The following is a 20,835-nucleotide window of genomic DNA, read 5'->3' as shown; positions in this document are numbered from 1 at the left end:
CTTCTGCCGTCGTGGACACAAGTTCGAGGAGGGAGTGGACCGCGCGATGCTGGTGCGCATCGACCCGTTCGGCGAGCTGGACCGCCGGGCCCGGCAGGCGTTCCTCACGGGCACGTGGTCGCGACCCGCCGTGATGCCGATGGACGCCTACCGCGAGGGCGACACCTTCGTGGTCGCGTTCGACCTGCCGGGCGTCGACCCCGGCGCGATCGAGGTGGACGTCGAGCGGAACACGCTCTCCGTCAAGGCGGAGCGGCGCCCCCTGCTCACCGGGGACGACGTCGAGATGCACCTGTCGGAGCGCCCCTTGGGCGTGTTCGCGCGCCGCCTCGTCCTCGGCGAGGACCTCGATCCCGACGGCGTCACCGCCACCTACGACGCGGGCGTGCTGACGTTGCGCATCCCGATCACCGAGAAGGCCAGACCGCGCCGCATCCCGGTCGCCGCCCCGCCGGAGCGCACGCAGCTCGACACCTGACCCGCGCCCGAGGACCACCGGCCGCACCGACGGCCGTGCGAGGGAGGCCGACAGGTTGCCGCACGACGCCCTGTCGGTCACCGCTTGGAACCCCGAGGGGACCTCCGATCCGGGAGCGAGTCGGGAAGGGGGTGAGGCATCGCAGCGCCCAGGCAACGACGGAAGTATCGCGCCGGCCGGGCCGGTCGTGATGCCGGCCCGGCGCCCTCCGCCCGGGATCCTCCGCCACGAGCCATCACTACAGGAAAAGTGAAATGATGGCAGCAGGTTTTCGGCGCGACGACCCGGCAGTCGTGCAGCCCGCCGTGCGGCTCAGATCGGGTCGAGGATCCGCCGCAGGAACTGCCGGGTCCGCGCCTGTTCCGGCTTGCCGAGCACCTGAGCCGGCGGCCCCGACTCCAGCACGACCCCGCCCTCGATGAACAGCACCTGGTCGGCGACCTGCTGAGCGAAGCGGATCTCGTGCGTGACGATGACCATCGTCCAGCCCTGCGCCGCCAACTCCTTGATCACCCGCAGGACGTCGCCGACGAGCTCGGGATCCAACGCCGACGTCGGCTCGTCGAACAGCATCAGCTGGGGCCGCAGCGCCAGCGCCCGGGCGATCCCGACGCGCTGCTGCTGACCGCCGGAGAGCTGGTAGGGGTACTGGTCAGCCTTCTCGGCCAGCCCCACCTGCGCCAGCAGCTCCTTCGCCTCGGCGATCGCGTCCGCCTCGGGCCGCTTCTGCACGATCACCGGCCCCTCGATGACGTTCTCCAGCACGGTCCGGTGCGGGAACAGGTTGTGCGCCTGGAACACCATCCCGCTCTGCGCCCGTAACCGGGCCAGCACCGCGCGGTCGACCGGCTCGGCGAAATCGACGGTGACGTCGCCGACGCGGATCACCCCGGCGTCCGCGCGGTCCAGCGCGTTGAGCGTGCGCAGCACCGTCGTCTTGCCCGAGCCCGACGGCCCGATCACGGTCGTGACAGTGCCCGCCGGCACGTCGAAGCTGATGTCCCGCAGCACCTGCAGGTCGCCGAAGGACTTGCGCACCCCGCGCACCGACAGCAGGGGCTCAGAACCATCTGCCGGTCCGGTCATCGCGCCACGTACCTCTCCAGTCGTTCCTCCACCCGGTTCTGCGCGAACGACAGGATCAGGCAGACGACCCAGTAGTACACCGCCGCGACCCCGTAGAGGGCGAAGAAGTCGAACGTCGGTGCCGCCGCGAGTTGGGCGACCCGAAGCAGCTCTGTCACCAGGATCGTCGAAGCCAGCGACGTATCCTTGACCAGCGAGATCAGCGTGTTCGACAGCGGCGGCACAGCGGTGCGGGCAGCCTGCGGCAGGATCACCCGCCGCAGCGTCAGCACGTAGCCCATGCCGATGGTCTGCGCCGCCTCCCACTGCCCTTTCGGGATCGACAGGATCGCCGCCCGGATCACCTCGGCCGCGTATCCGCCGACGTTCAGGCTGAACGCGACCACGGCCGCCGGGAACGGGTCCATCACGATCCCGAACTGCGGGAGCCCGTAGAACACGATGAACAGCTGCACCAGCAGCGGCGTGCCGCGGATGAGGCTGATGTAGCCGCGCGCCAGCAGCGACAGCGGCGTGATCGACGACAGTCGGGCCAGCGCCACGAACAGCGCCAGCACCAGCCCGATCGAGAAGCTGATCAGCGTCAGCGGGATGGTCTGGGTGACCGTGGCCACCAGCATCGGCCACAGGTTGCGCCAGATCAGCTCCCAGGTCGATGCGTCCACCTAGCGACCGCTCACGTCCGTCCCGAAGTACTTCTCCGAGATCCGCGCGAGTGTGCCGTCGGCCCGCAGCTCGGCCAGGGCCCGGTCGACGTCGGCGATGAGCCCGCTGTCCTTGCGCGCCGCGAAGGCCTGCTCGCTGGTGTCGCCCGTGGTGCCCGCGATCTTCACGCCGGTGTCGCCGGTGGTCTTCAGGTACTCGGCGACGGCGAGCGAGTCGTTCACGGTGGCGTCGACGCGGCCGTCCTTGAGCAGCCGCACCGCCTGCACGAAGCCCTCGACGGCCTCGACGTTCGCACCGGCGTCCCGGGCGACCTGCGCCCAGTTGCTCGTGGCCGACTGCGCCGTGGTCTTGCCGGTGAGGTCAGCGAGCGAGGTGATGCTGGTGTCGTCGGCGCGGGTGACGATGACGCCCTCGGAGACGGTGTAGGGCGCCGACAGGTCGTACTTGGCCTTGCGCTCGTCGTTGATCGTCACCTGGTTGGCGACCAGGTCGAAGCGGCGGGCCTCCAGCCCCGCGAAGATCGAGTCCCACGGCGTCTGCACGAACTCGACGGTCTTGCCGAGCTTGGTGCCGACCGCTTGGGCGACCTCGACGTCGTAGCCGGTGAGGCTGCCGTCGGGACCCTGGAAGCTGAACGGGCTGTAGGTGCCTTCGGTGCCGACGCGCAGGGTGGCGGAGTCCGCGCCGCTGCTGCAGCCGGCCATCGTGACGGCGGCCAGCAGCGCAGCGGCGACGGCGAGGAACGTGCGACGCACGGACTTCTCCTTCGAGCTGAGGACGACCCGTGCGCGCACGACCGCGGCACGGGCGGGAATGGATGTGGATGGGCGGCAGACGCCGCCGTGTGTCGGGATGCGGTCAGGAACAGAGCGCGGTGTGGGTGCGGCACAGGTCGACGTGCCGGCGGGACCACGTCGGCCGCGGCGGCGCCGCCGGTCCGAGCCGTCCAGCTCGCAGCATGAGTCCCCCTGTCCCCCACGGTCCGCCGCGCAGGATCCGGACAGCAGATGCCCGGGCGATCCTCCTGTCAAGGCGACCGTTCCCATCATTCCACGCGGCGACCCACCGTTCCCCTACTCGGGGTGTTGCCGTTGCCCCCCACGCGGTAGGGCGTCGTCGCGTTCCCGTACATCAGGTGGTCCATCGGCCGTCGCACGCGTGCTGCAGGTTGTGGCAGTGGTCCAGCCACACACCGGGGTTGTCGGTCCGCAGCGCCGCGAAGTAGCTCTGTCCGGCGTCGACCTCCAGCGAGTCGAACCACCAGGGCTGCCGGTCGCGGCGACGCCGTCGCGGGCGAGCACGACGGCGTGGCGGCCGTTGCAGTACCCGGGGCCACACCGTCGAGGAACCCGGGGCACGATCGACGACGCGGTCGAACCGGCGGTCACGCCCGCGCCGTGGACGGGGACGGGGCCGGCGACGTCGGTCCCGTCGATCACGGCGAGCGTGAACGGGGCGCCGGAGACCGACGTCGGTGGCTGCGGTGCCGCCGCTGCGCTCGATCACCAGCGCGCCGAGCAGGCCCCGCACGACCTGCTCGTGCGAGACCTGGTGGGAGTGGCACCAGTACGTGCCCGCGGCCGGGGCGACGAACCGGTAGACGTGCTCGCCGCCGGGCGGCTCCGCGTCCTGGGTGACGCCGGCGACGCCGTCCTCGGCGTTGGGCACGTCGACGCCGTGCAGGGTCACGCCATCGGCCACGGACTCGCTGACCAACCGCACCTGCAGCAGCTGCCCCGCGGCGACGCGGATATCGGGGCCGGGCGTGGTGCCGTTGAGGGTGTAGCGGGTGCCGTCGGTCCGCGCGCCGGCCGCCGGCGAGCACGGCGTCGTCGTCGCGGCCGGCCAGCGCCGTGTCCGGGCCCGCGTCGAACACGAGGTGGACGTGCGCGTCGACCAACCCCGGCAGCAGCGCGGCGCCCGGCAGATCGATCACGTCGGCGCCGGGCGGGACCGGTGCGCGCAGACCGGCGTCGACCGCGCCGATCCGCCCGTCCTCGACGACGAGCGGATCGGCGACCGGCGCGGTGCTCAGCCCGTCGAACAGCCGGGCGGCGCGGACGGCGGTGCGCCGCCGGAAGCGATCGGAGGTGGTGGCGGGCGAGGTGCTCGACGCTGCGGTCACCGCGGTAGTGGACGCCGCCGGCGGTGGACGGGGCATCGTGGAGAGCCCGGGACCGCAGTACTGGCGTCCGGCTCCGGTACCGCTGGGCGGAGTTCGGCCGAACCGCCGATGCGCCCGCGCCGGCGCGGCGGTCCACTGGGGCGATGACCACGCCGGGGTGGACCGATGCCGAAGCCTACGAGCGCTACATCGGGAGGTGGAGCGCGCCGGTCGCGGAGCGGTTCCTCGCCCGGCTCGCGCTGCCGCCGGGGCTGCGCTGGCTCGACGTCGGGTGCGGCACGGGCGTGCTCACCCGGGCGGTGCTCGCCGCCGCGGCGCCCGCGGTGATCACCGGTGTGGATCGATCGGCGGCGTTCGTCGAGCACGCCCGCGGCGCGACAGGTCCTCCGGCGCAGTTCCACGTCGGCGACGCGGCCGCGCTCCCGCTGCCCGACGACGCCGTCGACGTCACGGTCAGCGGGCTGGTGCTCAACTTCGTGTCCGATCCGGCGGCCGCGATGGCCGAGGCGGTCCGGGTGACGGCCCCGGTCGGCACCGTGGCCGCCTACGTGTGGGACTACTCGGGCGGGATGGAGCTGCTGCGCCGGTTCTGGGACGCCGCGATCGCGGTCGATCCCGCCGCTTCCCGGTTCGACGAGGGCATCCGCTTCCCGCTGTGCCGCCCGGAACCGCTGGAGATCCTCTGGACCGCCACCGGCCTCGCCGACGTCGCCGTCGGCGAGGTCGACGTCGACACGGTGTTCGCCGACTTCGACGATCTGTGGACCCCGTTCCTCGGCGCGGTCGGCCCGGCCCCCAGCTACCTCGCAGCGCTGACGCCGACGCACCAGGCCCGGCTCCGGGAGCACCTGCGGGACTCGGTCGACCCGCGCTCGGACGGGACCGTCCACCTGCGGGCACGGGCGTGGACGGTGCGTGGCCGGGTGCCGTGACGGGCCCGGCCAGGCCCGGCGAGTCGCGGTTCTCCCGACGGCGAGTTGCCCCGAGCAGGTCCGTGAGTTGGCCGAACCCGCAGGGCGAGTTGCCCCGATGGAGACGGCGAGTTCGCCGTACAGGCAAGGCGAGTTGCCCCGCTCGGGACGGTGAGATCGCCGAAGTCGGATGCCGCGGTCCGCCCAACCGGACGGGCCGGCGCCTGGACCGGCGAACTCGCCGCACCGAACGGGCGAACTCGGTGTCCTCGAAGAGACAACTCGCCCGCCTGATTCGGACAACTCGCCGTCGGAATGCCGCGATTCGCCGTCGCGAAGCCCCCGACTCGCCGACGTGGAACCCGCGACTCGCGCCGCTCGGTTCAACCCTTCACGTACGCGAGCTTCTCCGCCACCAGCCCGTCCTCGACGCGGAAGACGTCGACGCCGCGCACGTGCCCGTCGGCCCACCGGTAGCGCCAGCGCACGACGACCCGGTCCGCGGCCGCGATCAGCTCTTCGGTGGCGAACTCCCCCTCCGGCGTCGCCCGGAACAACCCCTCCCACACCGCGCGCACGGCGTCGGCGCCGACGTGGCGGCGGCCGTCCGGTGGCGAGGTGTCCTCGAAGACGCAGTCCGGGGTCATCGCCGCCATGACCGCGTCGACGTCCTTCGCGTCGAACGCCTTCTGGAACCGGGCGACGGCGGCGACCGCGGCGTTCACGGGGTCCGCCCCATCATGCCGAGCAGTCGTGCCTGCGGTCCCGCTGCCGCCGGCACGGGTACGGGCTCACCGATCACCCCGGCCTGCCGGTACAGCGGCTGGACGGGGACGAACCACGCAGCGAGCGCGGCCGCCGCGGCCGGGTCGAGCCGGTCGTCGGCACCGATCGAGCGGGCGAGGTCCCACGCGTGCACGAGGTGGTCGGCGGCGAGCTGCAACGCGTACTCCGCGCCGGGGAGATCGCCGAACGAGAGATGCACCGTGCGCTCCATCGCCCCGGCCTCCCGCACCGCGTCCAACGCCGACACCGCGGCCGTGTCGAACGCGCCGACGGGATCGGTACCGAGCAGGTCGCCGGAGAACCGGTCACCGATCTCGGCGATCGTCGCCCCGGCGAACAGCGGCGGCGCCCACCGGTCCTCCTCGACGACGTGCCGCACCAGCTCCTGTACGGTCCACCCGGGCAGCGCCGACGGCGCGCCCCACTGGTCGCCCACCACGTGCACGCGATCACCGAACTCGGCGACGCAGACGGCGAAGATCTGCGGAACGTCCACGCCGGTCATCGGCGTGCGTAGCGGGAGGCGCCCCACCGGTCCACGACCGGTTCGCTGCCGACCACCCAGGCGCTGTGCTCGGCCGGCAGCGCCGTGACCTGGCCCGGGGCCGCGTCGAACTCGATGCCGTCGCACGTGCGGACGCGCAGCGTGCCGGACACGCGGTACTGGAAGTGCGGCGCCTCGCACCACTCGGTGCCGGCGACCGGGCGGACGACGGTGGTCCAGCACCAGCCCGGCTCCCGTGTGAGGTGGCCGATCTCCGCTCCGCCGATGCGGACCAGGTCGAGCCGGCCGTGCGGGGACTCCCGGGTTTCGGTGGGGGTGTCGAAGTCCTGCTGCTCGTGCGTGGCGCCCATGTCGTCCTCCTGGGTCTGCTGTCGGGACGGCGCGGACGCTACGGCCGCGACCTTGCAGTTCGATGGCGACGAGCAGGCCCCCTGTCCGCAGACCGCCCGCTGCGCCACGATGTGCCGATGCCGGGCGGCGTGCGGGTGCAGCTGTTCGGGCGGTTCCAGGTCCGGCGCGACGGCGCGGAGATCCCGCCCGCGGTGTTCGGCGGCCGCAAGGTCCGCACGCTGCTGCGCGTCCTGGCCGTGCGCCGCCCCGATCTCGTCCCGCACGCCGTGCTGGCCGTCGCGCTGTGGCCGGAGCGTCTGCCCGCCGATCCGACCGGCAACCTGGGTGTGCTCGTCAACCGGGCCCGCCGCGCCCTCGGCGATCCCGCCTCGGTCGTCACCGGCACCGGCGGCTACGCGCTCGGCACCTGCACCGTCGACGTCGCCGAGTTCACCGCCGCGCTCGACGCCGCCCGCGCGGCAACCGAGCCCGCCACGGCGCTGCGCGCCTGCACCGCCGCGCTCACCCTGTGGGGTGAGCCGCTCGCCGAGGACACCTACGCCGAGTGGGCTCGGCCGGTGCGGGAGCGGCTGCTGCGCGATCACGTCGAGGTGTGTGAACGCGCCGCGGCCGCCGCGCTCGCCCTGGGCGATCCCCGCAGGTCACTCGCCCTCGCCGCGGAGGCGGCGGCCGCCGAACCGCTGCGCGAGTCGGCCGTGATCGCGGTGGCCCGCGCGCTGGCGGCGACCGGGGATCCCGCGGCGGCACTGGCCCGGCTCGCCGGACTGCGGGCCGCACTCGCCGAGGAGTTGGGCGTGGATCCCTCCCCCGAGGTCGAGCGCCTTCAGCTGGCCCTCCTGCGCAACGAGGTGCCTACCTCGAGCCGCGTCGCCGCGCCCGCGCTGCTGCCCGACCGGCCGCCCGTGTTCGGCGAGCTCGCGTTCGTCGGCCGCACCGAGGAGCTCGCGGCCGTGCGCGCCACCGTCGCCGGGAGCGGGATCGCCGCGCTGGTCGGGCGGGCGGGATCGGGCAAGTCACGCCTGATCGCGGAACTCGTGCGACAGTCCCAGCTCCCGGTGATCGCTGCACGGGCGTTCCTGCCGGAGCGCGCCGAACCCTGGAGCCTCACTCAGTCGGTCCTGCGCGAGGCACTCGCCCTCGACGCGGCGATCGCGGACTCGCTCCCCCACCGGATCCGCGCCGCTCTGGCCGAGCTGCTGCCTGAGCTCGGGGACGCCGGCGAACCCGTCGGCGGTGAGAGCCGGCGCGCGCTCCTGCTGACGGGCGCCCTGCGGCTGCTCGAGGCCGCCACCGGCAGCGGCGCTCTGCTGGTCGTCGACGATCTCCAGTGGGCCGACCCGAGCAGCGTCACCCTGCTGGCGTCCGCCCTCGCCCGGCTGCCCCGGCTCGCCGCCGTCGTCGCGATGCGCCCCGAGGAACTCCCGCCCGGCACCCTCGGCGTGCTCCACGACCTCCGCGAGTCGACGACGCACGTCGCCCTCGGACCGCTGCCGGGCGCGGCGATCCGCACGCTCGTCGGCCATCCGGGCCTGGCCGAGGCGGTGGAGCGGAACACCGACGGCACCCCGTTCGCCGTCGCCGAGCTCCTCCGCGAGCTCACCGCCCGTTCCGTGATCGCGCCCGGCCCGACCGGTTGGACGCCACGCACCGCCGGCGCGGCCGGGATCGCGGCCGAAGTCGGGCGAGCCGGCCAGCTCCGGGCGGTGCAGCGCCGCGCGGTTCGCTTCGACGCCCGAGCCACCGAGGTCCTGCGCCTGCTCGCGCTCCTCGCCCGGGAGGCCCCGGCCCGCACGATCGCCGACGCCGCCGGCATCGACGGCCGCGCCGTCCTCGATGCCCTGTCCCGGCTCGCGGCCGCGGGCCTGGTGCGCCTCGGCGAACGGGGCTGGGCGACCGCGCACGACCTGGTCGCTGAGACCGTCACGGCCGGCCTCGATCCCGCCGACCGCGGCCGTCTCCACTCTCTCCTCGCCCGCGCGCTGGACGCCGACCCGGACGGGCCGGCCGATGCTGCCGAGGTGGCCCGGCATCACCGTGATTCCGGCGACGCCACGGCCGCGGCGGCCGCGTTCGCCCGCGCCGCCCACCGCGCCCTCGCCCGCCGCGCCACCCGCGAGGCCGCCGCCTCCGCGTCCGCCGGGCTCGCCCTCGCCCCGCACCCACCGATCCGCGCCGATCTCCTGGCCGCCCGCGCGGAAGCTGCCGCCGCGCACGGCGAGCTCGCCACCGCCGGCGCCGACTTGCGCACCGCTCTCGCCGATACCCCTTCCGGCCCGCAGCGTTCCCGGCGCCGCTCCCGCCTGGCGATGCTCACGTTCGGTGCCCGCGACCCCCACCTCGCCGCGGAGCTAGCTGAACTCGCCCTCGTCGAGGCCGACTCCGACGCCGCGGCCCGCGCCTTCGCCCTCGAGACCGCCGCGATCATCGACATGAACCTCGGCCACCCCGACCGCGCCCGCACCCGCGCCGAGGAAGCGCTGCGCCTTTACCGCGACCACGGCGACGGCGGGGGTGTCGCCCGCATCCTCGACGGCCGCGCTATGGCCACCTTCCTCGACGGCCGCATCGCCGACGGTGTCGCCGTCTTCGGCCGGGTCGCCCAGCTCTTCACCGACTCCGGCGATCTCCTCCGGGTCGTCACCCCGCTCTCGACCCGCGGCCACGGCCTGGTCTTCATGGCCCGGCCCACCGAGGGCCTCGAGGTGACCACCGCCGCCCTCCAGCTCGCTCGCGACCTCGACGCCCCCGAGGGCCAGGCATACGCACTGTGGCACCGCTCCGAAGCCCTCTCGGCCCTCGCGCGCGCCGACGAGGCCGCCGCCGACGCCGCAGAGGCGCTCGCGATCGCCCGCGCCGTCGACCACCAGGGCTGGACCGCCACCGCCCACCGCGCCGCCGGTATCGCCGCCCAGGCCTCAGGCGACCTCGACACCGCAGCCGCCGAGTTCGCCGCCTCCGCCGACGTCGCCGGTGATTCCCTCACCCTCTTCGCCGCTTGGGCCGCCGCCCGCTCCGCCGTCACGGCCATCGCCGCCGGGAACCTCACCGGCGTGGCCGCTCTCGTCGACCGCGCCCTGACCATCGGCCCACCACTGGGCGGCTTCGAAGCCCGCCTCGCCGCCGCCGAACTGGCCGCAGCCCGCGCCGACCCCACGACCTCCGGCATCGCCACAACCGCCTTGGCGGCGGCCCGCGCCGCCGGCGAAGCGGCGACCGTCCCGCGGCTCACGGTGTTGGTGGCGCAGCGGGTGAGGTGAAGGGCAGCCCGAGTCGTTCACGGCGACCGGGGTCTCGGTTCTCGTTCTCGCCGAGGTCGCCGGCTGACCCCGATCTCCTCGGCGTAGTCGTGCAGCGCGCAGTAGCCGTCGCCGTTGCCGAGTTCGGTTGGTCCGTCGTCGCTGTGGCGGACTCGGTGATCGATGTGGTGGATCGGGGTGTCGCAGTAGGGGGCGGTGCAGCGGCCGTCGTCACGGGCTGATGATCGCGGCGCGGGTGCCGTGGGACCCGCGGCTCGGGGATTCCCACCGATGACCACACCGTCTCGGGTGAACGGACGCCGGATGGTCTTCTGCCCCTCACCATCCGCGAGCAGCGCGACGGGGACGGGTCCGAAGCCGGGGATCTCGACGGGGATCGGCGAGTCGGGGTCGAGCAGCAATGTCCGCGGCACACGTCAGCCCGGTGACCCGCTCAACCAGGGTGTCGGCCATGATCTGCCCCCGCGTGCGGGTCAGCGGCTCGGGCGAGCACCACAGACCTTCACCGCTTGGTCCAAGGCGTAGCAGGCGAGGGCCTGCGGAGTCGGCAGGTGCGCGATGAGGGGGGGCTGTGCCGTCCTCGGGCGAGGGCGTGATCGACACCCAGCGGCCTGCGTGCGCCGCCTTGACCCGGTCCTGGAACGTCTCGGGCGCGACGTCGGCGGCGATGGTCGTGACCAGGGTGTGGATCCGCCCCACCGACGGGGCCTCGAGCGGCGCCTGGGCGAGCCGTGCGTCGAGCTGGGCGCGCTCAGAGTCGGAGGTGCTGGGGTGGTGTCGGTGATCACCCGTACCCGTGCGAGGTCGATCGTCCCGGCGCCGAACAGCGCACGGACGTGGTCGAGCTCGGCATGCAGTTCCGGTGATCTGTTTGTCGGCCATCGCAGGCGCGATCTCGCCGGCGTGCCGACGGTGACCGTGACGACCTTCGCGATGTCGACGGGTCGGTGATGCCTCGGATCAGCGTGTCGACGTGGGCGCGGGCGCCGGTGTTCAGTGCGGTCCCGGCGCGGACGAGCCAGGTGGTGGCCCGTTCCACCGCGACCTGGTAGTCGCGGGAGCAGGCGGTGGCCTGGCTTGCGCTCATACCCGAACTGCAGAGACCACCACCGACGACGTCCGGGCACACCGAACCCGGAACCGCGACGAATTCCAGCACTCGAACCGCGACGCGACGCACATGCTGCAGGTGCGCGATGAGCGCGCGATCAGCTGAGCGAAGTGAGAGCTCCACCGGAGGAAGGCCCGGGGTCCAGGGGCAGCGCCCCGGGTCGAGCCCCGCGGCGCAGAAGCGGGTCCAGGACAGCACCCTGGGCGCACCACAAGATCCGAACCAGGACCTCAAGCGACCCGCCTCACACCCAATCCTCCCCCATATTGCATCCGACCCTGCGATACTGCGATGCATGCTCCCCCACTGGGCCGCGGGCAACCGCTTCGAGATCACCGCCCTGCAGGTGCTGACCTTCTCCACCGGTGTGGCCGACGCAGTCGGCTACCTCGCCCTGGACAAGGTCTTCACCGGCAACATGACGGGCAACGTCGTGATCCTCGGGATGGGTGCTGCGGGCGCCGACGACCTGCCGGTCGTCGGCCCGCTGATCGCGCTGCTGGCGTTCGTGGTCGGCGCCGCGATCGGCGGTCGTGCCCTGCGCGGCGCGCCCACCGGGTGGACGCCGCGCTGCACCGCTCTGCTCGTCCCCGTCGCGCTGGCGTTCGCCGCGGCCGCGGTGATGCTCGCCGTCGTGCCGGTCACCGTGGGCACGGTCGAGGCGTTCTCGATCACCGCGGTGCTCGCTGCCGCCATGGGGCTGCAGGCCGCGGTGGCGCGCAAGATCGGCATCCGCGACCTCACCACGGTGGTGGTGACCTCGACGCTCGCCGGTCTGGCCGCCGACTCCCGACTCGCCGGGCGGGTCGACCAGCCGTGGCTGCGCCGGGCGGGCGCGGTCGGCCTCATCGCGACTGGAGCCTTGGTCGGAGCGCTGCTGATCGGCCTCCAGGTCTGGGCCGGGGTCGCGGTCCCGGCGATCCTCACGGCGCTGGTCGCGGCCGCTGCGTGGCACGTCCTGCGGGTCCGCGCAGCGCACGAGGGGTCGGTCGTGGCCACCCGCTGATCTGCGCTCAGCCGCGCCGCACGGCCCTACGAGGGGAGCTGCCCGAAGCACCTGCGGTACAGCTGGGAGAACCGGCCGAGGTGGACGAACCCCCACGTGGTCGCGATCTCGCTGACCTGCGCGTCGCCGCCGCTGGCCAGGATCGCGTCGCGGACCCGGTTGAGCCGCACCTCCCACAGGTACCGCCATCGGGCTCCGCACCAGGTCCTGCCGGAACCCGACTTGCAGGACACGCGCGCCGACGCACACCTTCGGCCGCCGCCAGCCCGCTGACGCACGCCGCAGGTCACCCGGTCCGGCGCAGCGCGCAGGTGCACCACGCGCTCTGGCACCCCGCCGTGTCCGGCGGCATCACGATCGCGCAGTACGCGGTGATCGCCGCGATCGCCGAGTTCCCACGCCGACCAGCAGCGCCTCGGCCAGATCGCCTCGTTGGACACGTCGACGGCGGCGGACGTCATCGCGCGGCTCGAACGGCAGTGCTGGATCTCGCGCGTCCGCGCCCGCGGGGACGGCCGCCGCTACGTCCTGTCGCTCACGAACACTGGCGCTGCGCCGGTCGCGTCCTGCTCCCCGACCTGCTCCACCGGTCGTACGGTTCGCTGCGCGTCCCGCGCGGCGGCGCCGCGGAGTCGCTCCGCCGCCCGCGCGAGCACCGTGGCGGGCACGACGTACGACTCCAGCAACCTGCCGCACCTCGCAACGGCGTCGATCGTCGAGTGAGCTCGGCGTTTCGCTCCTCCTGCCCCGGGAACCCGCCGGGTGCACCCGACGGCAGGAGGAGCGATGTCCGAGACGGTTGCCGACCACGTGCTGGCCCGGCTGCGGGAGTGGGGTGTCGAGCAGGTGTTCGGCTACCCCGGGGACGGGATCAACGGGCTCGTCGTGGCGTTCGGCGCGGCGGACGACCGTCCGCGGTTCGTGCAGTCCCGGCACGAGGAGATGTCGGCGCTGCAGGCCGTCGGCTACGCGAAGTTCGCCGGCCGGCCCGGGGTCTGCCTGGCCACGTCCGGGCCGGGTGCGATCCACCTGCTCAACGGGCTCTACGACGCCAAGCTCGACCACGTCCCGGTGGTGGCGATCGTCGGGCAGACCGAGCGCAGTGCGATGGGCGGCGCCTACCAGCAGGAGGTGGACCTGCAGGCGCTGTTCAAGGACGTCGCGAGCGAGTACCTCGTCGAGGTCAACGTGCCCGAGCAGCTGCCCAACGCGCTCGACCGGGCGTTCCGCACGGCGATCACCCGCCGTTGCCCCACCGTGGTGATCATCCCGAGCGACGTGCAGGACGAGGCGTACACGGCGCCGGCGCACGCGTTCAAGCAGGTGCCGTCGAGCCCGCCGGGGACGGCCACGCCGGTGCTGGAGCCCGATCCGGACGCCGTGGCCGCGGCCGCGGAGATCCTCAACGCCGGGCGGCGCGTCGCGATCCTCGTCGGGCAGGGCGCGCGGGGTGCGGCTGCCGAGGTCGAGCAGATCGCCGACGTCCTCGGCGCCGGGGTGGCGAAGGCGCTGCTCGGCAAGGACGTGCTCCCCGACGACCTGCCGTTCGTCACCGGCTCGATCGGGCTGCTGGGCACCCGGCCGAGCTACGAGATGATGCGCGACTGCGACACGCTGCTCATCGTCGGTTCGAACTTCCCGTACAGCCAGTTCCTTCCCGAGTTCGGCCAGGCCCGTGCGGTGCAGATCGACGTCGACGGATCGCTCGTCGGCATGCGGTACCCCACCGAGCTGACGGTCGTCGCCGACGCCCGGGCCGCACTGCAGGCGCTGCTCCCGCTGCTGCGCGGGCGCACCGACCGAGCATGGCGGGAGGAGATCGAGGAGAACGTGGCGGCCTGGTGGGTCACCGTGGAGCGGCAGTGCCGCGTCGACGCCGACCCGGTCAACCCGATGCGGATCGTCTGGGAGCTGTCGCAGCGCCTCCCCGCGAACGCGATCGTCACCGCCGACTCCGGCTCCGTCGCCAACTGGTACGCGAAGTGCCTGCGGATGCCCGCCGGGGTACGCGGGTCGCTCTCCGGCACGCTCGCCACGATGGGGGCCGGGGTGCCGTACGCGATCGGGGCCAAGTTCGCCCATCCCGACCGGCCCGCGATCGCGCTCATGGGCGACGGCGCCATGCAGATGAACGGCATGGCCGAGCTGCTCACGATCGCCCGCTACCGGCACCGGTGGAGCGATCCCCGGCTCGTGGTGTGCGTCCTGCACAACAACGACCTCAACCAGGTCACGTGGGAGCTGCGGGCGATGGGCGGGGCACCGAAGTTCGAGGAGTCCCAGACCCTCCCCGACATCTCCTACGCCGCTGTGGCCGTCGACGCCGGGCTGGTCGGGATCACCGTGCGGACGCCGGACGAACTCGGGCCGGCGTGGGACCGCGCCCTCGCCGCGGACGGCCCGGTGGTGCTGGACGTGCACTGCGATCCCGAGGTGCCGCCGATCCCGCCGCACGCCACCCTCGACCAGGGGCTGGCGATGGTGAAGGCGGTGCTGGGCGGGGATCCGTCGGCCGCGCACCTGGTCGTGCAGGGCGCCAAGGAGAAGCTGCAGGAGCTGCTGCCGGGGCGGAAGCGCTGGCCGGTGTCAGGCTCCGGGCTCCTCCCGCACCACGTCCTGCGGTGCCTTGTCCGCACGCAGCCCCAGGTAGCGGGGATGGCGCAGCCTGCCGTCGCGGGTCCACTCGGTGAAACCGATCTCGGCCACCAGCTCCGGCCGCACCCAGTGCACGCCCCGCCCGGGCACCCGGTCCACGAACGGCGACGCGTCGGCGGCGAGCGCCTGCAGCCGGGCGCCGAGATCGGCGAGGACGCGCCGGTCGAACCCGGTGCCGACCCTGCCCGCGTAGCGCAGACCGCGTTCGTCGAAGTAGCCGACGAGGAGCGCGCCGAAGCCGGTCCGGCTGCCCTCCGGATCGGTCCAGCCGCCGATCACCAGCTCCTGCTCGTGGACGCACTTGAGCTTCAGCCAGTCCGGCGAGCGACGCCCCACCCGGTACGGCGCGTCGGCCCGCTTCGCGATCAGGCCCTCCCAGCCGCGGGCGCACGCCTGCCGCAGGTACTCCTCACCGTCGCCGACGCGGTGCGGGGTCACCCGCACCAGGCCTCGGCCGGTCACCGCCCTGCGCAGCAGCCGCTTGCGGACCCGCAGCGGCACCGCGGTGGTGTCCCGGCCGCCGACGACGGGCGCGTCGAACACGTAGTAGAAGACGCGGATCCCGCTGGCCCGCGCGGCGTCGGGATCGTGCAGACCGCTGCGCCGCTGCAGCCGCGCGAAGCTGGTCTGCCGCCCCGCGAACGCGACCACCTCGCCGTCGACGACGCTGCCGGGTGACACCTGCGCCTCGACCGCGTCCACCAGCTCGGGGTAAGTGCGGTCCAGCGGCTGTCGCGAGCGCGACCACAGGTGCGCGCCCTCGGCGGTGCGCGCGGCCACGACGCGGACGCCGTCGAGCTTGCGCTCGAAGATCCAGGCGGGATCGCTGAACCGCTTGTCGGTGAGCGTGGCCAGCATCGGCGCGACGAAGCCGACCTCCGCCTGCGGCAACCCCTCCAGCAGATCGCTCACAGGTCCTCGTTCCGCCGGTCGGACAGCACCGATCCCGGCTCGGTGACGGCCGGGTCGCGCCGCCGATCGGCTCCCTCGTCGTCGAGCTTCACCATCAGCCACGCCGGCTCGTCACGGCCGAGCCGGGTGCGTTGCAGAAGGTAGCCGCCCTCCAGCTTCTCCCCGTGCAGCCACACCTTGACGTGGCCGTCGGCGAGCGCCTCGGCGACGGGTTCCTCGGTCAGGTTCTCGTACGTTCCGGTGTCCCAGACGATCACGGTGCCGGCCCCGTGGTCCCCGTCGGCGACCCGGCCCTCGTAGTCGGCGTACTCGAGGGGATGGTCGGCGGTGCGTTCGGCGAGGCGGCGCTGCTGCGGGTCCGTCGACGGCCCCTTCGGCACCGCCCACGAGACGAGCACGCCGCCGATCTCCAGCCGGACGTCGAAGGTGACGGTGGAGGCGGCGTGGCGCTGGATCACGAACCGCGGCCCGCCGTTCATGCGGTCCGGTCCAGCGTGGTTCCTCGTGGTGCCACGGGGTCCCTCCTTCCGGGTCCCCCGGCGAGTACCCGGACCGCGACGGGGTACGCGCCCGGCATGCCCACCATCGGTTACTTCCTGTCCTGCGAGCAGTACGGCCCGAAGGAGCTCGTCGCGCAGGCCCGCGCTGCGCAGGACGCGGGCTTCGAGCGCCTGTGGATCTCCGACCACTTCCACCCGTGGAACGACGAGCAGGGCGAGAGCCCGTTCGTCTGGTCGGTGATCGGCGCGCTGTCGGAGGCGGTGGACCTGCCGATCACGACGGCGGTGACCTGCCCGACCATCCGCATCCACCCGGCGGTGGTCGCGCAGGCGGCGGCGACCGCGGCGGTGCAGCTGGACGGCCGGTTCGTCCTCGGCGTCGGCAGCGGCGAAGCGCTCAACGAGCACGTGCTCGGCGATCCGTGGCCGCCGGTCGGGCAGCGGCTGGAGATGCTGGAGGAGGCGATCGAGGTGATCCGGCTGCTGCACCGCGGCGGCGAAGTCAGCCACCGCGGCGCCTACTACGAGGTCGCCGAGGCCCGCATCTACACGATGCCCACCGAACCGGTGCCGATCTACGTCTCCGCGTTCGGGCCGCAGGCCGCGCAGCTGGCCGCGCGGATCGGCGACGGGCTCTGCACGGTGGGCCCGCAGGCCGACGTCATCGCGGCGTTCCGCGGCGCCGGCGGCGGGGACAAGCCGGTCCAGACCGGGTTCAAGGTCTGCTGGGACGCCGACGAGGCCGCCGCGGTGACCCGCGCGCACCGGCTGTGGGCCAACGACGCGCTGCCCGGCCAGCTCGCCCAGACCATGCCGCGGCCGAAGGACTTCGAGGCCGCGATGAACCTCGTCCCCGAGGCCGACGTCGCCGCCTCCATCGTGTGCGGCGCCGACCCGAAGCGGCACGCCGACCAGGTCCGGGCGTGCGTCGACGCGGGCGCGGACGAGATCTACGTGCAGCAGGTCGGTGCCGACATGCACGGGTTCTTCCGCGGCTGGGCCGAGGAGGTCCTGCCCTTGTTCCGGTGACGCCGGTCCCGCTGATCCGACGATCAGCGGACGGGCGCGGATCCCGCTCTGGCCTTCCGCAGCGCCTTCCGCAGCGCACGCCGCCGGGACCGGACGAGGCTCGCGTAGCCCTCGGGGTACCCGGCCTTGATCGCGCGGTGCTCGGTGGAGGCGTGCACGAACACGGTCGTGTAGAGCAGCCCCATCACCGCGCCCATCGTGATCGCCGAGATCCGCAGCGCGGCGTCGCCGGGCAGCAGGACCATCAGCAGGACGGCCACCGGCCCGATCTGCACCATGGCGCGCGCGAAGTGCCGCAGCAGCCAGGTGCGGGCGGTGACGTCGTGCAGCACCCATCGGTGCATCTCGGGCGGCAGGCCGGCACCGAAGGCGTACCCCAGCCACCGCCAGGGTCCGGGTCGCTGCATACCGCCAGTGTTCCCCCGCCCGGTCCGGCCAAACCAGGGGTGAGAGCGCCGGTGGTGCGGGTACCCCCTTCCCCGACGAAGGAGGCCTCACCATGTTCGACCGCCTGCGCGCCCTGTTCGGCCGGCCGCGTCCCCCCGAGGACGTCCGGCCCGACGCGCACACCGCACGCTCCCGCGAGACCGGGGGCACCGATACCGACAGCACGGATACCGACGGCACCGATACCGACAGCACCGAGTTCGGCAGCACGGACAGTGCAGCCACCACCGGAACCGGCCGTTCCGAAGGGTTCGTCGGCCGCGTCGCCGGCCAGGACGAGGGGTTCGCCGGCGAGACCGGGGCGGAAGCCCGGGGAGACCGATGACGGACCGTGCCGATACCGCCCACCCCGACACCGCCCACCCCGACACCGCGATCGTCGACGTCGACGGCACCCTGGTCGACACCAACTACCACCACGCTCTGGCCTGGTTCCGCGCGTTCCGCCGGTTCGGTGTCACGCTGCCGGTGTGGCGGCTGCACCGAGCCATCGGCATGGGCGGGGACCAGCTCGTGCCCGCGGTGGCCGGGAACCGGTTCGAGGACGACCACGGCGATGCCGTCCGCGAAGCGTGGAAGGACGAGTTCGATCCGCTGATGGGTGAGGTCCGGCCGTTCGGCGGGGTCTGCGAGCTGCTCACCGCGTTCGGCGAGAGCGGGCTGAAGGTCGTGCTCGCCAGCTCCGGCGCGCCCGAGCACGTCGACGCCTACCTCGACCTGTTCGACGGCCGCAGGCTCGCTGACGCGTGGACGACCAGCGAGGACGTGGACCGCACCAAGCCGGAGCCGGACCTGATCACGGCAGCGCTGGACCGCGTCCGCGGCGAGGTCGGCATCGTCATCGGCGACTCCGTGTGGGACTTCCGCGCCGCCGAGCGCGCCGGTCAGCGCGGGTACGCGATCCGCACGGGCGGGTTCTCCGAGTCCGAGCTGCGCGAAGCAGGCGCCCGGAACGTGTTCGAGTCGCTGCCCGAGCTGCATCAAGCACTGCCGAGGATCCTCGGCTGATCGAGGGGCTCGGCGAGCCGCTGCCACAGCGGTCGCAGGAGCAGCACGCCCGCCGCGGCGACGGGGGCGGCGACCAGCGGCTGCATGCCGGCGAACACCCACCAGTCCCCCGGTGGCGCGTCGATCAGCGCGATCACGGCGGTCACCGCGGCGAACCGCGGCACCCGGTGCGGCACGCCGCCGGACACGACCAGCGGCAGCAGCGCGAGCAGCAGGTACCACGGCTGCACCGCGGGCCCGCACGCCACGGCCACGACCATCCCGAGCGCGGTGCCGCGGACGGCGTCGACGCGGCCGGCTACGGTCGCCCGCAGCAGGGCGACGACCACGCAGGCCCCGGCGAGCACCGCGATGCCGCGCACGACGGCCAGCGTCGGATCGAGCGGGGCGCCGAGCAGGTGCGCGAGCCCGAACCCGAGCACCGACGGGGCGGAGAGCCAGGTGACGACGGAGGCGGGCACGTCGAGGGCCGCGACCCACGTCCAACCGCTTCCGCCGACCGAGCCGGCGAGCAGTGCCGCGGATCCGGCCGCGACCGCGCCGACCACGGCGAGCGCAGCCGCACCGACCGCCACCAGGTCCCGCGGGCGACCGCCGCACCGCGCGGCGTGCTGCGCCGCGACGAACCCCAGCGCGAGGAGCGCGGGCAGCTTCACCATCGCGGCCGTCGTGATCAACGCGTAACCGGCCCACCGAGCCCCGTCGCGACCGGTGCCGTCCCGGGCCGCCAGCTCCAGGCCGACCAGCATCGCGCCGAGCACGAGCGCGTCCAGGTGCACCCCGCTGACGAGGTGGAACAGCACGAGCGGATGGGCCGCGCCCAGCACGATCACCCGGCCGCCGTCGATGCCGCGGCGAGCGCCCAGGCGCAGCAGCGCCCAGACGATCGCGGCGAGCCCGGCCAGCGCCGCGACCCGCATCAGCGCCACCCCGGCCACGAGATCGGTGCCGGTCAGCTCGGCGACGGCCTGCTGCAGCAGCTGTGCGAGCGGCCCGTACGGGGACGGATCGTCGCGCCACAGCTCCGGGGTCGCCCGCACCTGCGGGGCGAGTGGGCCGAGCGCGGCGAGCGGGCTCCACACCCCGGGATCGAAGCCGCGGGCGGCGACAGCGCCCTGGGCGAGCATCGCGTAGACGTCGCGGGAGAACAGCGGCGGCGCCAGCGCGAACGGCGCCGCCCACGTGATCAGCATCCGCAGGGCCGAGGACGGTGTGGTCCCGTCGGTGCACGCCACCCTGGCCGCCCCGAACCAAGCGATGACGAGCAGCAGCGCCCCGGCGTAGGTGAGGGCCAGCGCGACCGTGCCGAGCGGGGCAGGCGGCGGCGGCCCGGGCAGCGCGCCCGCACCGAACGCGCCGACGGCGGCCGCGATCGATCCGGTGAGGCCGATGCGGCGCGGTGTGCGCGTCCGGTCGACCGGTGGTGCCGGCGCGATCCTGAGCGTCACGAGAAGTGAATACCCCACGCGGTGGTCGGGCACCCGGGCCGGAGGGCCTGGTTGCCCCGGTCGGGAGTCGCCGATCGGACCATCGTCCGGTGTGCCGGGGTTCGTCCGGGGTACCCCTCCTGCATGACCGCCGGCCTCCTCGACGACCGCAACGGCTGACGGGATGTCGGGCCGATTCCACATCGACGTGGCCGCCGAGCCGACCGAGATCGGGCTCGTGCGCCGTGCCGTTGCGCTGTTCCTGCGCGTGAGCGGCTGGCCGGACGCGGCCGCCGAGCAGGTCGTGTTCGCGGTCGGCGAGGCGGTGAGCAACAGCGTGGAGCACGCCTTCCGCGGCTTCGCCGTCGGCCGGGTCGGCGTCGACCTCGAACTCGACGCGGCCGGGCTGCTGGTCACCGTGAACGACGACGGCCGCTGGCGCGAACCCGGCCACAGCGGGCTGCGGCACAACGGGCTACCGCTGATCCGGGCGATGGTCGACGACCTCGTCGTGGAATCGGACGCGGCCGGCACCCGCGCGGTCATGCGCATCGCGCGCGGTTAGCGCGTGAGCA

Annotated in this window: 21 protein-coding genes and 1 pseudogene; 10 read left to right on the top strand and 12 right to left on the bottom strand. The window is 73.8% G+C overall.

Going from position 1 to position 20,835, the window contains the following annotated elements; all coding sequences use genetic code 11:
• Window positions 1-46 precede the first annotated feature (46 nt).
• Window positions 47-478 carry an Hsp20/alpha crystallin family protein gene (locus tag BUE41_RS11010; protein ID WP_073457100.1) on the top strand — a complete coding sequence of 144 codons (432 nt, stop codon included), beginning with the start codon at window positions 47-49 and terminating at the stop codon, window positions 476-478.
• A 312-nt stretch (window positions 479-790) separates the two neighbouring features.
• Here BUE41_RS11010 and BUE41_RS11005 read toward each other — a convergent pair whose 3' ends face one another.
• The 4 genes from BUE41_RS11005 to BUE41_RS10990 form a co-directional block, all read right to left on the bottom strand.
• The gene (locus BUE41_RS11005; RefSeq protein WP_073456943.1) at window positions 791-1,564 is read right to left on the bottom strand and encodes an amino acid ABC transporter ATP-binding protein; all 774 of its coding nucleotides are present in this window, start codon (window positions 1,562-1,564) and stop codon (window positions 791-793) included.
• A complete protein-coding gene (locus tag BUE41_RS11000) occupies window positions 1,561-2,229 on the bottom strand; it encodes an amino acid ABC transporter permease (RefSeq protein WP_073456942.1) in 669 nt (222 codons plus the stop codon). The genes BUE41_RS11005 and BUE41_RS11000 overlap by 4 nt, the downstream gene beginning before the upstream one ends.
• Complete coding sequence (locus BUE41_RS10995) at window positions 2,230-2,985, bottom strand: amino acid ABC transporter substrate-binding protein (protein ID WP_073457099.1); 756 nt, start codon at window positions 2,983-2,985, stop codon at window positions 2,230-2,232.
• 376 nt (window positions 2,986-3,361) lie between these two features.
• Window positions 3,362-4,159 (bottom strand): multicopper oxidase domain-containing protein, encoded by a 798-nt coding sequence (locus tag BUE41_RS10990; RefSeq protein WP_084754742.1) that lies wholly within the window; start codon window positions 4,157-4,159, stop codon window positions 3,362-3,364.
• Between the two features lie 339 nt (window positions 4,160-4,498).
• Here BUE41_RS10990 and BUE41_RS10980 point away from each other — a divergent pair, with 339 nt between their 5' ends.
• A complete protein-coding gene (locus BUE41_RS10980; protein WP_073456939.1) occupies window positions 4,499-5,287 on the top strand; it encodes a class I SAM-dependent methyltransferase in 789 nt (262 codons plus the stop codon).
• 362 nt (window positions 5,288-5,649) lie between these two features.
• On the opposite strand, the gene BUE41_RS10975 is transcribed toward BUE41_RS10980, so the two are convergent.
• Genes BUE41_RS10975 through BUE41_RS10965 form a run of 3 tightly spaced genes read right to left on the bottom strand, consistent with a single transcriptional unit; the run spans window position 5,650 to window position 6,907 of the window.
• Complete coding sequence (locus tag BUE41_RS10975) at window positions 5,650-5,991, bottom strand: nuclear transport factor 2 family protein (protein WP_073456938.1); 342 nt, start codon at window positions 5,989-5,991, stop codon at window positions 5,650-5,652.
• Window positions 5,988-6,557, bottom strand: a complete 570-nt coding sequence (locus tag BUE41_RS10970; RefSeq protein WP_073456937.1) for a TIGR03086 family metal-binding protein — start codon at window positions 6,555-6,557, stop codon at window positions 5,988-5,990. Before BUE41_RS10970 ends, BUE41_RS10975 begins: the two co-directional genes overlap by 4 nt.
• Complete coding sequence (locus BUE41_RS10965; protein ID WP_073456936.1) at window positions 6,554-6,907, bottom strand: cupin domain-containing protein; 354 nt, start codon at window positions 6,905-6,907, stop codon at window positions 6,554-6,556. The genes BUE41_RS10970 and BUE41_RS10965 overlap by 4 nt, the downstream gene beginning before the upstream one ends.
• A gap of 117 nt (window positions 6,908-7,024) precedes the next feature.
• On the opposite strand from BUE41_RS10965, the gene BUE41_RS32415 reads away from it, so the two are divergent.
• The 3 genes from BUE41_RS32415 (at window position 7,025) to BUE41_RS10945 (ending at window position 12,282) form a co-directional block, all read left to right on the top strand.
• Window positions 7,025-10,165 carry an ATP-binding protein gene (locus BUE41_RS32415; protein WP_073456935.1) on the top strand — a complete coding sequence of 1,047 codons (3,141 nt, stop codon included), beginning with the start codon at window positions 7,025-7,027 and terminating at the stop codon, window positions 10,163-10,165.
• A gap of 771 nt (window positions 10,166-10,936) precedes the next feature.
• Window positions 10,937-11,116 carry a hypothetical protein gene (locus BUE41_RS30140; protein WP_143172090.1) on the top strand — a complete coding sequence of 60 codons (180 nt, stop codon included), beginning with the start codon at window positions 10,937-10,939 and terminating at the stop codon, window positions 11,114-11,116.
• Window positions 11,117-11,571: 455 nt separating this feature from the next.
• Window positions 11,572-12,282, top strand: coding sequence for a YoaK family protein (locus BUE41_RS10945; RefSeq protein WP_073456932.1), 711 nt, complete (start codon window positions 11,572-11,574; stop codon window positions 12,280-12,282).
• Window positions 12,283-12,308: 26 nt separating this feature from the next.
• Here the strand turns inward: BUE41_RS10945 and BUE41_RS31250 are convergent, their stop codons facing one another.
• Window positions 12,309-12,515 carry a helix-turn-helix domain-containing protein gene (locus tag BUE41_RS31250; RefSeq protein ID WP_200803856.1) on the bottom strand — a complete coding sequence of 69 codons (207 nt, stop codon included), beginning with the start codon at window positions 12,513-12,515 and terminating at the stop codon, window positions 12,309-12,311.
• Window positions 12,516-13,068: 553 nt separating this feature from the next.
• On the opposite strand from BUE41_RS31250, the pseudogene BUE41_RS10935 reads away from it, so the two are divergent.
• A pseudogene (locus BUE41_RS10935) lies at window positions 13,069-14,856 on the top strand (thiamine pyrophosphate-requiring protein); the annotation flags it as partial.
• Window positions 14,857-14,868: 12 nt separating this feature from the next.
• On the opposite strand, the gene ligD reads toward BUE41_RS10935, so the two are convergent.
• Both ligD and BUE41_RS10925 read right to left on the bottom strand, forming a co-directional pair.
• Entirely contained in the window at window positions 14,869-15,795 is a 927-nt protein-coding gene (gene ligD, locus BUE41_RS10930) for a non-homologous end-joining DNA ligase (protein WP_084754798.1), read from the bottom strand.
• Between the two features lie 50 nt (window positions 15,796-15,845).
• Window positions 15,846-16,328 (bottom strand): DNA polymerase ligase N-terminal domain-containing protein, encoded by a 483-nt coding sequence (locus BUE41_RS10925; RefSeq protein WP_073456930.1) that lies wholly within the window; start codon window positions 16,326-16,328, stop codon window positions 15,846-15,848.
• A 96-nt stretch (window positions 16,329-16,424) separates the two neighbouring features.
• Between BUE41_RS10925 and BUE41_RS10920 the strand changes: the two genes are divergently transcribed.
• Complete coding sequence (locus BUE41_RS10920; RefSeq protein WP_073456929.1) at window positions 16,425-17,378, top strand: TIGR03557 family F420-dependent LLM class oxidoreductase; 954 nt, start codon at window positions 16,425-16,427, stop codon at window positions 17,376-17,378.
• 23 nt (window positions 17,379-17,401) lie between these two features.
• Here the strand turns inward: BUE41_RS10920 and BUE41_RS10915 are convergent, their stop codons facing one another.
• Window positions 17,402-17,785, bottom strand: a complete 384-nt coding sequence (locus tag BUE41_RS10915; RefSeq protein ID WP_073456928.1) for a DUF5313 family protein — start codon at window positions 17,783-17,785, stop codon at window positions 17,402-17,404.
• Between the two features lie 92 nt (window positions 17,786-17,877).
• On the opposite strand from BUE41_RS10915, the gene BUE41_RS10910 reads away from it, so the two are divergent.
• Together BUE41_RS10910 and BUE41_RS10905 are read left to right on the top strand one after the other, a co-directional pair.
• Window positions 17,878-18,150: a hypothetical protein gene (locus BUE41_RS10910; protein WP_073456927.1), complete on the top strand. Its 273-nt coding sequence runs from the start codon at window positions 17,878-17,880 to the stop codon at window positions 18,148-18,150.
• Window positions 18,147-18,833, top strand: a complete 687-nt coding sequence (locus BUE41_RS10905) for an HAD family hydrolase (protein WP_073456926.1) — start codon at window positions 18,147-18,149, stop codon at window positions 18,831-18,833. The genes BUE41_RS10910 and BUE41_RS10905 overlap by 4 nt, the downstream gene beginning before the upstream one ends.
• Here BUE41_RS10905 and mptB read toward each other — a convergent pair.
• Complete coding sequence (gene mptB / locus BUE41_RS10900) at window positions 18,806-20,281, bottom strand: polyprenol phosphomannose-dependent alpha 1,6 mannosyltransferase MptB (protein WP_073456925.1); 1,476 nt, start codon at window positions 20,279-20,281, stop codon at window positions 18,806-18,808. The genes BUE41_RS10905 and mptB overlap by 28 nt on opposite strands.
• Before the next feature lie 163 nt (window positions 20,282-20,444).
• Here mptB and BUE41_RS10895 point away from each other — a divergent pair, with 163 nt between their 5' ends.
• Window positions 20,445-20,825, top strand: coding sequence for an ATP-binding protein (locus BUE41_RS10895; RefSeq protein ID WP_073456924.1), 381 nt, complete (start codon window positions 20,445-20,447; stop codon window positions 20,823-20,825).
• The last annotated feature ends 10 nt before the right edge of the window (window positions 20,826-20,835 follow it).

The sequence above is a fragment of the Pseudonocardia thermophila genome, from assembly GCF_900142365.1.
GTDB lineage: Bacteria > Actinomycetota > Actinomycetes > Mycobacteriales > Pseudonocardiaceae > Pseudonocardia > Pseudonocardia thermophila.
Note: the sequence above shows the minus strand (reverse complement) of the source record. Positions and strands in the feature narration are given on the sequence as shown.

Excerpts from the sequence above, each read along its gene's own strand:
- BUE41_RS10905 (WP_073456926.1), top strand. The coding sequence starts at position 18,147 with ATGACGGACCGTGCCGATACCGCCCACCCCGACACCGCCCACCCCGAC.
- BUE41_RS10965 (WP_073456936.1), bottom strand. The coding sequence starts at position 6,907 with ATGGGCGCCACGCACGAGCAGCAGGACTTCGACACCCCCACCGAAACC.
- BUE41_RS11010 (WP_073457100.1), top strand. The coding sequence starts at position 47 with ATGCTGGTGCGCATCGACCCGTTCGGCGAGCTGGACCGCCGGGCCCGG.
- BUE41_RS10910 (WP_073456927.1), top strand. The coding sequence starts at position 17,878 with ATGTTCGACCGCCTGCGCGCCCTGTTCGGCCGGCCGCGTCCCCCCGAG.
- BUE41_RS11005 (WP_073456943.1), bottom strand. The coding sequence starts at position 1,564 with ATGACCGGACCGGCAGATGGTTCTGAGCCCCTGCTGTCGGTGCGCGGG.
- BUE41_RS10920 (WP_073456929.1), top strand. The coding sequence starts at position 16,425 with ATGCCCACCATCGGTTACTTCCTGTCCTGCGAGCAGTACGGCCCGAAG.
- ligD (WP_084754798.1), bottom strand. The coding sequence starts at position 15,795 with ATGCTGGCCACGCTCACCGACAAGCGGTTCAGCGATCCCGCCTGGATC.
- BUE41_RS32415 (WP_073456935.1), top strand. The coding sequence starts at position 7,025 with ATGCCGGGCGGCGTGCGGGTGCAGCTGTTCGGGCGGTTCCAGGTCCGG.
- BUE41_RS10970 (WP_073456937.1), bottom strand. The coding sequence starts at position 6,557 with ATGACCGGCGTGGACGTTCCGCAGATCTTCGCCGTCTGCGTCGCCGAG.
- BUE41_RS10945 (WP_073456932.1), top strand. The coding sequence starts at position 11,572 with ATGCTCCCCCACTGGGCCGCGGGCAACCGCTTCGAGATCACCGCCCTG.
- BUE41_RS10980 (WP_073456939.1), top strand. The coding sequence starts at position 4,499 with ATGACCACGCCGGGGTGGACCGATGCCGAAGCCTACGAGCGCTACATC.
- BUE41_RS10895 (WP_073456924.1), top strand. The coding sequence starts at position 20,445 with ATGTCGGGCCGATTCCACATCGACGTGGCCGCCGAGCCGACCGAGATC.
- BUE41_RS10925 (WP_073456930.1), bottom strand. The coding sequence starts at position 16,328 with ATGAACGGCGGGCCGCGGTTCGTGATCCAGCGCCACGCCGCCTCCACC.
- BUE41_RS10915 (WP_073456928.1), bottom strand. The coding sequence starts at position 17,785 with ATGCAGCGACCCGGACCCTGGCGGTGGCTGGGGTACGCCTTCGGTGCC.